Here is a 12,281-nt window from a genome sequence, read left to right as displayed (position 1 = left end):
GCATATGCAAATGGCCCTTTGCGAGTCCGCCTAGGGATCGGCTCCTTGCGATGCTGGGCGCCGGGTCCACGAGGGCCGTGGTGCGAACCAGCAGGGAGCGAATGGAAGACCAGCGCGGAAGGTGTGGATCTAATCCTGCTGGTACGAGGCGAAATGTAGCGGCATCCTGTCCGGCATGGATAACGAACACCCCAGTTGGGCCGACGCTGAATTGACGCGTGAATTGCCGCACCTGGCGGCTGCGAGCGAAACGCAGACAGTCGAGTTCAAGCGCGAGTTCCCGAAGCACGCCGGCGATCTTGCCAAGGAAATTGCGGCGTTCGCGACGTCGAACGCGGGCATGATCCTTCTAGGTGTAGAAGACAGCGGCGAGATCATCGGTATTCCGGAAGGGGGAAAGGATGTTGCCCGGCATGGCATTCGCGAGCGTCTCGAAGGCATCTTCAATCTTGTGCGGCCCACGATCACCCTCAAAACATGTATGCGCTTCTTGAAGCGATCAAGCTACGCGCAGTGCGGGTTTCGATAGACCGGCAATAATCCCAAGGTTTCATCGTCCGGAAGTTCACGACGAGGATGACGGGGACGAACCCTCTGACCAAGAGCGCATCGGTGCGGACAACTAAAGAGCAAACGCAAAGAAAAGCACGGTAGCCGCGGCCATAACCGATGTCGCAAACCAGCCTAGCGCTGTGGCCATGGGCGATAGAGTAAGCCGTCCCATTGCCCGCTTGTTGCGAACGATCAGCATCATCATCGCCATCAGCGGCGCCGCCAAAACACCGTTGACGACTGCCGCCCAGTAAAGCGCCCTCACCGGATCGATCGCGATCGACGTAAGCGCGGCGCCAGCAAGCGTCGTTATCGCGATCGTCGCATAGAATAGCCGCGCCTGGAGCGGTTTCGCGTCAAGGCTTCCCACCCTGCCGCTCATTTCGGTCACGGCATAAGCCGCCGAGCCGGCAAGAACCGGCACTGCGAGCAGGCCGGTACCAATGACGCCAAGCGCAAACATCGCGAAGGCGAAGCGGCCGGCGATCGGACGCAGCGCCTCCGCGGCTTGCGCCGAAGTGGCGATGTCGGTGATGCCTTGGGCATTGAGAGTCGCCGCGGTCGCGAACACGATAGCGAGCGAAATGATCGAACTGAACGCCATGCCGGTCAGCGTGTCGATGCGAATCCGCTTGAGTTCGGGACCGGCATCGCGTGGCGCGATACACAAAGGCTTGGCATGATGACGGTGCTGCTCCTCAATCTCCTGCCCGGCCTGCCAGAAGAAAAGATAAGGGCTGATCGTGGTGCCAAGGATCGCGACCATCGCGGTTGCGTAGTCGGCGTTCCATTGTAGCTCGGGCACGATCAGAGAGGTCAGCGCCCGTCCCCAGGGGACGCCAGCGACCGCGACGACCGCGACGTAAGCGAACAGGGACAGGGTGGTCCATTTCAGAATGGCCGCATAGCGTGGATAGCTGAGCGTTACCTCGAGCACCACGCAAAGGATCCCGAACAACAGGGTATAGAGAACAGCATTCCCCCCTGTCAGCAGCACCAGGGCAGCGCCCATAGCACTCAGGTCAGCGCCAAGGTTCACCACATTGGCGATCAGGAGCAGCGTCACCATCGCCCACAGCACGGGGCGAGGATAATGGCGTCGCAGATTGCGGGCGATTCCGGCACCCGTGACTCGCCCGATCTCGGCGGCGACCTGCTGGATGACGACCATCAGCGGAAAACTGAGGACAAAGGTCCAGGCCAGGCCATAGCCGAACTGGGCGCCGATCTGGCTGTGGGTGCCGATTCCGCTGGGATCATCGTCGGCGGCGCCAGTGATCAGCCCTGGCCCCAGCCGAGCGAAGAAGCCCGGCGGTGTGACAATAGTTTCGAAATCCGCTGTCGTCAGTGGATCCGCCGCAGGCACCGGTACACGATCTTCCGTCGGCCGCTGCATCTCAGAGGGCCGTACCGACCAGGTGCCCGATCCCCGCGGTCAATGCCATGGCGAGCGCTCCCCAGAAGGTGACGCGCGCAGCAGCGCGCCAGACGATCGCGCCGCCCGCCACCGCACCTATAGCACCGAGCAGAGCGAGGAAGAGAAGCGATGCGCCGGCTTCGATCGGAACAAGGCGGGCCATTGGCACCAGAAACACGATCAACAAAGGCAATGCAGCGCCACAGGTGAATGTCGCGGCCGACGTCAACGCGGCCTGGATCGGACGCGCCGTCGTCATCTCCAATATACCCAGTTCATCATGCGCATGAGCAGCGAGCGCATCGGCAGCCATCAGCTGGCGTGCCACCGATAGCGCCGTATCGCGATCGAGACCGCGCCGGATATAGATCTGGGTCAACTCCTCATTCTCGGCCTCATTGTCGTTCGCGAGCTCGCGGCGTTCACGGTCCAGATCCGCTTCTTCGGCATCGGCCTGCGAACTGACCGAGACATATTCGCCGGCAGCCATCGACATTGCGCCCGCGACCAGCCCGGCAGCCCCCGCGATCAGGATCGCGTCCCTTTGAGCCGCCGAAGCCGCAACCCCAAGAATGAGGCTTGCCGTGGACACAATTCCGTCGTTGGCGCCAAGCACGGCCGCCCGCAGCCAACCGATACGGGAAACCAGATGACGCTCGCGATGTGTTCCCAACCGACTCATTGGCGCCCGACTCGATGCGTCATGACTTGATCGCCCTCTCAAACCAGTGGCTCCCTGGCACCATCCTTCATTGCGCGCCTTACGTAGATCCCCAAGGAAGCCTCACTCGGCAATCGGCGATGCCCGATACAAGGCGCAGGCCCATACAAGCTTCAGCCGGGGGGATTTCAGGCGGCGGCGTCTTTGGCTCTTCCCGGCCCGGGTCGGGCGATTGGATGCCGGGCGGCTCCTGCATCGGCTCTTCGGCAGGCGGCGCAGAGACGGGCGATTCCGGCGGAGATTGGGGGTTGATAATATCGGGGGCCGGATTGCCTGGCACGGGCATCCCGTTCAGCTGTTCTCGATCAAATTCGGTCATTGTCCGGCCTTCCCGTTCACTTTGCAACGTTCGCTGCAAACGGCGCCCGATGCGTCGTTTCGGTCTGCGGAAGCTGGAATTAGCCCGTCTGCGATGCGATCGGCATTCGGGACATTACGGACTTGAGAGATGATGCCGCACGTAACCACGCCGACGTGGGTCGAGGCCGATGTATTGCCAAGGCTCTTTCAGTATAAACCGAGCATCCGTCCGCCAAGGTTAGCAATGATGGCCCAGCGCAGTGCAGGCATTTTACTCTATCGCCGCGCCGGATCGGGTGTCGAAGTTCTGCTTGCGCACCCCGGCGGCCCTTATTGGCGAAACAAGGACATAGGCGCCTGGCAAATACCCAAAGGCATGATCCAGCCGGGTGAAGATGCTGGAACCGCGGCCCGTCGCGAAGCTATGGAAGAGCTCGGTGTCGCGGTTGAAGGAGACATGCAGCCGCTTATGCAAATCCGCCAGGCCGGTGGCAAAATCGTCGAGGCGTTCGCACACGAACAGTCCATCGATCCCGCCGAGATCGTCAGCAACCGGTTCGAACTGGAATGGCCGCCGGGTAGCGGCATGTTCCAAAGCTTTCCGGAAATCGATTCGGCGCGCTGGATCCCGCTTGCCGAGGCTGATGATGCGATACTCGCCAGCCAGCGGCCAATACTGGCGGCGCTGCGTATCTTGCTCGCCAAAGCCGGTTGAAAGCTCACCATACGTAATATCCCCAATTTCGGACGCGGCACACTCGGCAGACAAAGACCGGCATGACCTGGTATATGATCCGCCTCGATCTCGCGCGAACCCGCGATTTCCCAGAAGGTTCGCGCGCGCATTGCTATCTGCTGCGTGCGCCGCTCGATCAGCAGCAGATTGTCGACCGCGAGGCGATCCGTGCAAAACCCGAGCGCGCGACCGTGCTACGCTCCTGGCCCGACGAGCCCGATGTTCACGGCTATCTGGTGCACAAACGCAAGGGCTGGGCCTTTTCCTATGCCCCCGGCGACGCCGATGACGAGCCGCTGTTCCATCTCGAAGCACATCCGATGCGCGTCGGCGAATATGTGACCGTCACCGAGCGCGACGGCACGCCGCTCGCTTTCGAGATCTCGCTCTGCCAGCCGATTGCCGACGACTGAACCTCCCTTCCGACGCAAATTTTCGACAAGGACGGGAAGGTGGCACAATGGTCATATGGCCCAGCCAATATGCCAGCGTCGCTTGATCATCTCGAGCACCACCAACACGGCCACTCCCGCCACGAAAGCGGCAAACATCTGCTCGGGCTGCAATGCACCGAACCCAAGCAGGTCGCGGACCGGCCGGATCCATTCCGCCAGGCCGAATACCAGCGCGATCACGAATACCACGGCGGCAAGCGCGAAGTTGGGGCGGAGCAACGCACCGGCAATCGACGAGGTGAAGGCGCGATTGACCAGCACGAGAGCAAGGATCGCACCGACAAGCGTCCCGAAAGCGATGGCGCGAAGCTCGGTCACCGGGGCTGTTCGGCTCCACAGCACCATGCCGCCGATCGCCGCGAGCGCGACCGCCCCTTGCACGGCCGACCAAAGCACCAGCGTGCGTGGCAGCAGCGCGGTCGCTGGCGCTCTCGGCGGCCGCTGCATGACGTTGCTTTCCTCGCGCTCCGCCTCGAACACCAGCGAACATACCGGATCGATGATCATCTCGAGCAGGGCGATATGCAGAGGCGCAAGCAAGATCGGCAATCCGAACAGGAGCGGCATCATCGCCAGGCCAGCGATCGGCAGATGCACCGCAACAATGAAGCCCATAGCTTTGCGCAGATTATCGTAGATCCGCCGGCCGACACGGATCGCGGTAACGATGGACCCGAAATCGTCGTCGAGCAGGACGATGGAAGCAGCCTCACGCGCCACATCGGTGCCGCGCCCGCCCATGGCAATGCCGATATCGGCGGCCTTGAGCGATGGTGCGTCGTTGACGCCGTCCCCAGTCATTCCCACGATCTGGCCGCCAGCCTTCAGTGCCTGGACAATGCGCAGCTTCTGCTCCGGCATGATCCTGGCGAAGATCGTGATGTCGCTTACGCGTCGCGCGAGTTCGGCGTCATCGATCTGCGCGAGCTGGTCGCCGGTCATGAGCGTGTCGGATGGAATCCCAGCCTCGCGGGCGATCGCGCGGGCCGTTTCAGGATAGTCGCCGGTGATCATCACCACGCGGATTCCGGCGGTATGACACTGCCGCACGGCGTCCGGCACCGAGGCACGCAGCGGATCCTGCAATCCCACCAGCCCGCGATAGGTGAAATCGAACCCACGCTGCGTGGCGGGAAAACTTGTCCCACGCCAGCGCGCTTCGGCAACGCCGAGCACGCGGAGGCCGCGCGCGGCCATCGCGTCGACCGCAACGGCAATAGCCGCACGTTCGGCCGGATTCATGCCGCACAGCTCGGCGATGGTTTCCGGCGCGCCCTTTGACGCAATGACATGCTCGTCGTCTCCGGGAGACGTGCGCCATATCTGCGAGACCGCGAGGAGTGCCGGATCTAGCGGATAATGGTGCCGCAAATCCCAATCGGCGCGGCGCGGCGTCCCCGCATCGCCAACACGGCCGAGATCGTGGAATGCAACCTCCATGGGGTCGAACGGCTGCGGCGCGCTTGCAAGAATACCGAGTTCCGCGAGCTGCCAGAATTCATCAGGCAGAACTGCCTCGCCGTCATGATCCAGCACCCGTCCGTCCGGCAGCTTGAGCTGAACCACCGTCATCCTGTTTTCGGTCAATGTGCCGGTCTTGTCGGTGCACAGCACGGTCGCGGAACCCAAGGTCTCGATCGCGGCCGCCCGCCGAGCAAGCACACGCACACGCGACATGCGCATCGCCCCCATCGCCATGAATACGGCAAGGACCACCGGGAACTCCTCGGGAAGCATTGACATGCCGAGCGCGATCCCGGTGAGCGCAGCGTCGAGCCAGCCGCCACGGAGTAAACCGTAGAGCAGGACCGCCAGTCCGCTGACAACGCCGCCAATGATCGCAAAGGCCAGCACGAGCTTCCGCGTCTGCTGGCGGAGCTGTGGGGCCTCGGTCTCCAGCGTCGACAGCGACTGGCCAATTCGTCCGATCTCGGTCATTGTTCCGGTCGCGGCAACACGGCAAAGCCCGCTTCCTGCGACGACCAGTGCGCCTGAGAAGATATAAGCGAGGTGGTTCCCGCCCGGCCGCGGCGCCGGCTCATCGTGACACTCCCCGACGCGCACGGCCTTGCTGACCGGCATCGACTCGCCCGTCAGGAGAGACTCATCGAGCCGCAACCCTTTGTCGGCGAGCACCCACCCATCGGCAGCAACACGGTCGCCCTCGCTCAGGACCAGCAGGTCGCCCCGCACGACATCACGCCCGGCGATGCGCCGCCGGACATGGTCGCGGATCACCAGCGCACGCGGGCTGGCCAGGTCGCGCAGCGCCTCGATCGCACGTTCGCTGCGCGTCTCCTGAATGATGGTGATCGCGATCGAAAATCCCGCGAGAACGATGAGGACGAGCGCTTCCACCAGATCACCGAGCGCCAGGTAGACGCCTCCACCAGCCAGCAACAGCAGCAGCATCGGTTCGCGCATGACTTCGACGACGATCGAGATCAACGAGCGGCGTCTTTGCCGTGGAAGCTCATTGGCGCCGTCTCGCGCCAGACGGATCGCCGCTTCACTCTGGGTCAAGCCAATAGGCGCCGCCTCGGCCAGTGCGGTCGTCAAGGTCGTGGACCCGGCCACAGCCTTCAATCCCGTACGACGAATACGGAACAGCGCGCATGACGCACGACGCGCGAGGCGCTGGCACCGAGCAGATAGTCCTTCATCTCGGGGCGGTGAGAGGCCAGAACGATCAGATCGGCAGCAATCCGTTCAGCGACGTTGAGGATACCGCGATAGATGCTGCCGGTCTCGACAAGGCATGAAACGTCCGGCAACCCGGACACGCTGTCGGCAAGGCCGGCAAGACGGCTGCGGGCTGTGTCCACCATCTTGCGAAGGGCGATCGGCGACCACTGAGCTCCGAGCGCCAGCTCCGTTCCGGAGACCACCGTCACAAGCGTGAGCTTTGCCTCGAAGCATCTGCAAAGCCCAACTGCGGCGGGCAACGCCTTGGCCCATGAACTGCTCTGATCGAGATCGACGGCGATGAGGACGTTCCGATACATGACATCTCAGCCTTGGAGTCTGGCGGCCTGACGGTCGCCCTGCCCGACCGAAAGAATTTCGATGCAGCTGCACGACGCCGGCTCCGCGCGATCGTTGCAGATCGAACGCCGTCTACAGTTCGGCTGGTGCAGTTCCACGGCGCCCCCTGAATGCGCGCGATGACATGTACCGTTTGAACGCTGATCAGCAGTGCGGCCATCCGGACTTGTACTGAGTTCGCGCGACAGAGGACGCCGCTAGGCTGGCATCTCGCCTTTGCCGGAGACGCATGATGCTGCACACCGAACCGCAACCCCTAGGCCACCGCGACAGCGACGGTGCGGGATCTCGAAACGCCTCCGCCTTTCCCGGTGCGACGAAATGACGGTCGAGCTGACCTTTCACGGTGCCGCGGGCACGGTCACCGGCTCCTGCATGGAGCTCAATGTCGGCGATCGCCGCCTGCTGATAGACTGTGGCCTGTTCCAGGGGTCGCGCACGCTCGAGGCGCTCAACCATGAGACCCTGCCCTTCGACGTGCGCGGCCTTGATGCGATCGTGCTGACGCACGCGCATCTCGACCACAGCGGTCGGCTGCCGGTTCTGACCCGGGCCGGTTACGATGCGCCGATCTGGTGCACGCCACCGACGCGCCATCTGCTCGCACCGCTTCTACTCGACGCAGCTAAGCTGCAGGCTGCCGACGCCGAACGACGCAATCGTCGCCCCGATCGTGCCGGACTTCCCGCGTTCGAGCCGCTTTACGACGCCAGCGATGTCGAACAGCTCGTCTCTCAGATCCAGGATCTGCGCTATGGCGAATGGGCCGAGCCGTGTCCGGGTGTAGCAATCCGCTTTTCGGACGCGCATCATATTCTTGGTGCCGCCTCGCTGGAGATCCAGGCCGAGGGCCAGAACCTCCTGTTTTCCGGCGATATCGGCGTTGCGGCCGCAGATGCCGCTGATCCGGCCATGCCCGGCAGCGGATGGGACCATGTCGTCTGCGAAGCAACCTATGGTGATCGGGATCGGGTTGTCCCCACGGCTGCCGATCGGCGCGAGATGCTGGCGGCGATCGTCGAAACCGCCCTCGCCAAGGGCGGCAATCTGCTAATTCCGGCTTTCGCGCTCGAGCGTACCCAGGTTCTGCTCGAGGATCTCGTCGCGTTGTTCGCATCGCGACGATTGCCTGCCTCGTCGGTGTTCGTCGACTCACCACTCGCCGATCGGGTAACACGGGCATATCGCCGCTACGGCGCACGTCCGGGTAAAGGCGTTCCTTCTCCCTTCGACAACCCGAATGTCCGTTTCACCGCCGACGTCGCCCAGTCCAAGGCTCTCAACCGGATCTCCGGCGCCATCCTTATTGCCGGCTCGGGCATGTGCAATGGTGGGCGCATCCGCCACCATCTGATCCGCAATCTTCCACGCGTCGAATCCACGGTCTTGTTCGTCGGCTATCAGGCACGCGGCACTTTGGGAGCCGTGCTCCAGTCCGGCGCGCGCGCAGTGCGGATTTCCGGCAACGACATTCGCGTCCGCGCGCGGATCGAAACTCTCGATGCTTATTCCGCCCATGCCGATCATGCCGCACTGCTTCGCTGGCTGGCAAGGCGCGCACCCGTCCGGGGCAACATCTTTCTCGACCATGGCGAAGCGCCTGCGCTCGAACGTCTGTCGGCTGACGTCTCCACAATCGCGGGATTGCCCCATCCGATCATACCGCTGCTCGGCGAACGCTTCCGGCTGGAGCGCGGCACACCGGCGCGCCGAACCAGTAAACCGCGGCCGCACGCGTCTGACCTGATCGCTCCGCAGGATTGGCGCAACCGCTACGCCGCCTTCGCAGCCTCGCTCGAGGAACGACTGCGCGCGCTGCCCGATGACATGGCGCGGCAGCGCGCTCTTGCCGCCGCCGAGCACGCGTTCGACCCGCTCCGACGCAGTCAGGCTTCGTAACCTGGGCCGGGCTCGGGACGATGCGACGAGGCGGCGCCGAGCATTGCGCCAGTCGCGACCATCCGGACGATCAGACACGGCGCGCGGGCATGACTGCGTTGAGATGTTTTGCGGGCCGATGTCCGGAACATTCCGTAAAGACCGATTGCCGGCGGCGGTGCACGCTTCGTCCTCCCAAAGGAGACAGCCATGGCCAACAAGATGCGCGCAACGATCTTTCTCGAGCCAGGACGGATCGTTCTCGGTGAGAAGCCGATCCCTCAGCCAGGCCCCCTCGATGCGCTGATCCGCATCACGACCACCACCATCTGCGGGACCGACATTCATATCCTCAAGGGCGAGTATCCGGTCACATCCGGCCTCACCATCGGTCATGAGCCGGTCGGCGTGATCGAAAAACTGGGCTCGGCGGTCACCGGATATCAGGAAGGGCAGCGCGTCATCGCCGGTGCGATCACGCCCTCGGGCTGGTCGAACGCCTCACTCGACGGCTGCCATGCCCAATGCGGCGCCGGCACGCCGCATGGGTGGAAACCGATTGGCGGATGGCGGTTCGGAAATACCATCGACGGTGCACAAGCCGAATTTCTGCTCGTTCCCGATGCTATGGCCAATCTGGCACCGATCCCGGATGGGCTCAGCGACGAGCAGGTGCTGATGTGCCCCGACATCCTTTCGACCGGATTCGGCGGCGCAGAAGCAGGGAAAATTCGCCTCGGCGACACGGTGGCGGTCTTCGCGCAAGGGCCGATCGGGCTGTGTGCGACGGCAGGCGCGCGATTGATGGGGGCGACGGAGATCATCGCGGTCGAGAGTGTTCCCGAACGCGCGGCAATCGCGCGCAAGATGGGTGCCGACCATGTCGTCGACTTCACGCGAGAGGATCCGGTCAGCGCAATCATGACGCTCACCGGCGGCCGGGGCGTCGACGTCGCCATCGAGGCACTGGGCAAGCAACAGACCTTCGAATGGGCCCTTCGTTCGCTTCGCCCCGGCGGCACACTGTCGTCGCTCGGCGTCTATTCGGAAGACCTGAGGATCCCTCTCGATGCTTTCGCCGCGGGCCTCGGCAATCACCGCATCGTGACCACATTATGCCCCGGCGGGAAGGAGCGGATGCGGAGACTGATGGCGACGGTAGCGAACGGACGGATCGATACCGGCGCGCTTGTCACCCATCATTTCAGCCTAGACGATATCGAGACCGCATATGATGTCTTCGGGCATCAGCGCGATGGTGTACTCAAGGTGGCGATCAGGCCATGACGCCGCTGCCCGCGGCGCCGGTGAGATCCTGCGTAAAGCGTCACGCAGTCTCGATCGGCGGGTGCGTCTTGACGAAAGCGGAGATCATCCGTCGCCCGCTCGCCCGGATGATTAGCCCAGAGAGGAGCATCGCTCAGGCGAACAGGGCGTATTCCCCTCTTTCCTCGAGCGGCTCGGGCACGACAAGCTGCTCATCCGCCGGTCGCCGGTGCGCCCGGCCCGCTGGCGACACTGAGACCGCCGCAATCAGGTCCCAGTACCCGGTGAACAGAGCCAGGTACATGTGCCAGAACGCCTCGGCCGCCTCAGCTACCACCTGACCCGCCACTGTCGTCTCTTCTACGCTTGAATCGTCCGTCATATGAACGTCCCCATTCGACCGCTCAAAGCTACAATTCACCTAAAGCTACAATTCACCTGCAGCATTCAACATTGGGAAGAGTACCTAATCCGGACCTTCGCATTTCCTGGTTGGTTCGTGGTGCCAAATCCCTCTTGAAGTGCGAGTTCGGCAGCACACCAGAAGCGAGGCGATCGAGGTCCGAAAGGCGCGTCCGCGACGGCCCCAATAGCTGACTCGTAAGCGGCCATCCCCACCCGTTCCTTCGGCATGACCAATCGCGGCGTTCGGCCTGGAATGCGGTCGATACGCAGGAAGATGTCCGGTGCACGAGGCAAGACCGACCGCGCTCGGGACGATGGCCACGAAGCCTGCGGACGCGTTACGTCTCCGCAGGAACACGTTTATTTCAGGGCGTCGTTCTGCTCATCACGGCTGCGGACCCATCCGGGTTGATGATGATGAGGTGTGACGCACCATCCTCGCATCGTGCGCGCCAAGTCGGCTTGCCCATCGTGTCTTCGATCTGTTCGGTCCTGACGACATCCTGGCAAGGGAGCCCGGCATCTCTGATCGCCCGGAACAGAACCGCCTCGCGCTGGCGCGGGTGAAGTGCCGCGACAGTCTCTGCGGAATTGGCACTCGCCACATTTTCGTTTGAAGCTTCGGTCGCTTCGTGGCCGGGTCGGTCGCATGCGCCCAGCGCAAGCACGGATATCAGAATGACTAACGAGCGCATTGAAAGCCTCCTCGGTTGGAAGACCTCAATCGCGACAACGTCGGCTCGCGCAAATGCGTAGATTTCCCGATGCCGACAATGGGAGCGCAAGCGTCACCAACAATTCCGCTGCCGCACGCGGCGAGTGACCTGGTCACATTTCCGGCTGCCCCGCCGCAAGCCCACGTTCGAGTAGCTTGAGCCGATCCACAACCGAAAAGAAAAAGGCCGTCGACCAGCCGATCAATATGATGCCGCTTGCGCCCTCGATCGCACCAAGGATCCGACTTCCGTGCGGAAGGACGACATCCCCATAGCCGATCGTGACATAGGTCGACGTCGAGAAATATAGCGCCTGCTCCAGATCGGGCAATACATCGAGCCATCGGTACACCCCGGCCCAGGCCCAGATCTCCAGCGAATGGAGGCCGAAAAGCCCGAACGCTCCGAACAGGATTGCGGCAGTGTTCAGCATTGCCGCCAGCATACGGTCCGGAACGTGCCGGTGACGACGTAAGATTGCCAAAAGCGCTGCCAGGCCTGCGAGATGGAGCAGAACCGTTGCAGCAACGACCAATGATGCCATCGCGAGTTGCGTGGTGAGCGTCATAGCAAACCTCTGTGCAGATACCCAAGTTGCAGCGGGCACAGACTTAATCGCGAACTGCCGGCGCCCGATCGCCGTTCCACATATGACAAATCGCCCGAGGTCGAACCTAGGGCTTCTACCGATTACGTTCCGAGAGATCGTCGATCCCGAGCCGTTTTCGCAGAAGTACGGGAAACTCCGTATATCTGGAAAACTGCGCCGAGATCATCAGGGCGCCGGGGC

At 62.9% G+C, this 12,281-nt stretch carries 12 protein-coding genes; 5 read left to right on the top strand and 7 right to left on the bottom strand.

Annotated features, from left to right (window positions below; all coding sequences use genetic code 11):
• Nucleotides 1–175: 175 nt before the first annotated feature.
• Nucleotides 176–529, top strand: a complete 354-nt coding sequence (locus AC3WN8_RS08150; protein ID WP_492668903.1) for an AlbA family DNA-binding domain-containing protein — start codon at nt 176–178, stop codon at nt 527–529.
• Between the two features lie 93 nt (nt 530–622).
• Here AC3WN8_RS08150 and AC3WN8_RS08145 read toward each other — a convergent pair whose 3' ends face one another.
• Both AC3WN8_RS08145 and AC3WN8_RS08140 read right to left on the bottom strand, forming a co-directional pair.
• On the bottom strand, nt 623–1,948 hold the full coding sequence (locus tag AC3WN8_RS08145) for an NRAMP family divalent metal transporter (RefSeq protein ID WP_492668902.1): 1,326 nt from the start codon (nt 1,946–1,948) through the stop codon (nt 623–625).
• A gap of 1 nt (nt 1,949) precedes the next feature.
• Nucleotides 1,950–2,651, bottom strand: a complete 702-nt coding sequence (locus AC3WN8_RS08140) for a VIT1/CCC1 transporter family protein (RefSeq protein ID WP_492668901.1) — start codon at nt 2,649–2,651, stop codon at nt 1,950–1,952.
• Nucleotides 2,652–3,237: 586 nt separating this feature from the next.
• On the opposite strand from AC3WN8_RS08140, the gene AC3WN8_RS08135 reads away from it, so the two are divergent.
• Together AC3WN8_RS08135 and AC3WN8_RS08130 are read left to right on the top strand one after the other, a co-directional pair.
• Complete coding sequence (locus AC3WN8_RS08135; RefSeq protein WP_492668900.1) at nt 3,238–3,705, top strand: NUDIX hydrolase; 468 nt, start codon at nt 3,238–3,240, stop codon at nt 3,703–3,705.
• A gap of 62 nt (nt 3,706–3,767) precedes the next feature.
• Nucleotides 3,768–4,139, top strand: coding sequence for a hypothetical protein (locus AC3WN8_RS08130; protein ID WP_492668899.1), 372 nt, complete (start codon nt 3,768–3,770; stop codon nt 4,137–4,139).
• A 51-nt stretch (nt 4,140–4,190) separates the two neighbouring features.
• On the opposite strand, the gene AC3WN8_RS08125 is transcribed toward AC3WN8_RS08130, so the two are convergent.
• Both AC3WN8_RS08125 and AC3WN8_RS08120 read right to left on the bottom strand, forming a co-directional pair.
• Nucleotides 4,191–6,740 (bottom strand): cation-translocating P-type ATPase, encoded by a 2,550-nt coding sequence (locus AC3WN8_RS08125; protein ID WP_492668898.1) that lies wholly within the window; start codon nt 6,738–6,740, stop codon nt 4,191–4,193.
• 23 nt (nt 6,741–6,763) lie between these two features.
• Nucleotides 6,764–7,186, bottom strand: a complete 423-nt coding sequence (locus AC3WN8_RS08120) for a universal stress protein (RefSeq protein WP_492668897.1) — start codon at nt 7,184–7,186, stop codon at nt 6,764–6,766.
• A gap of 361 nt (nt 7,187–7,547) precedes the next feature.
• Between AC3WN8_RS08120 and AC3WN8_RS08115 the strand changes: the two genes are divergently transcribed.
• Together AC3WN8_RS08115 and AC3WN8_RS08110 are read left to right on the top strand one after the other, a co-directional pair.
• A complete protein-coding gene (locus AC3WN8_RS08115; RefSeq protein WP_492668896.1) occupies nt 7,548–9,125 on the top strand; it encodes an MBL fold metallo-hydrolase in 1,578 nt (525 codons plus the stop codon).
• A gap of 189 nt (nt 9,126–9,314) precedes the next feature.
• Nucleotides 9,315–10,391: an NAD(P)-dependent alcohol dehydrogenase gene (locus AC3WN8_RS08110; RefSeq protein WP_492668895.1), complete on the top strand. Its 1,077-nt coding sequence runs from the start codon at nt 9,315–9,317 to the stop codon at nt 10,389–10,391.
• Between the two features lie 133 nt (nt 10,392–10,524).
• Here AC3WN8_RS08110 and AC3WN8_RS08105 read toward each other — a convergent pair whose 3' ends face one another.
• The 3 genes from AC3WN8_RS08105 to AC3WN8_RS08095 all read right to left on the bottom strand — a co-directional run bounded on the left by AC3WN8_RS08105 (nt 10,525) and on the right by AC3WN8_RS08095 (nt 12,059).
• On the bottom strand, nt 10,525–10,752 hold the full coding sequence (locus AC3WN8_RS08105) for a hypothetical protein (RefSeq protein ID WP_492668894.1): 228 nt from the start codon (nt 10,750–10,752) through the stop codon (nt 10,525–10,527).
• A gap of 388 nt (nt 10,753–11,140) precedes the next feature.
• A complete protein-coding gene (locus AC3WN8_RS08100) occupies nt 11,141–11,470 on the bottom strand; it encodes a hypothetical protein (RefSeq protein WP_492668893.1) in 330 nt (109 codons plus the stop codon).
• A 133-nt stretch (nt 11,471–11,603) separates the two neighbouring features.
• On the bottom strand, nt 11,604–12,059 hold the full coding sequence (locus AC3WN8_RS08095; protein ID WP_492668892.1) for a potassium channel family protein: 456 nt from the start codon (nt 12,057–12,059) through the stop codon (nt 11,604–11,606).
• Nucleotides 12,060–12,281 lie beyond the last annotated feature (222 nt).

It is taken from the genome of Sphingobium sp. FW305-3-2-15-F-TSA7 (assembly GCF_058787155.1).
Note: the sequence above shows the minus strand (reverse complement) of the source record. Positions and strands in the feature narration are given on the sequence as shown.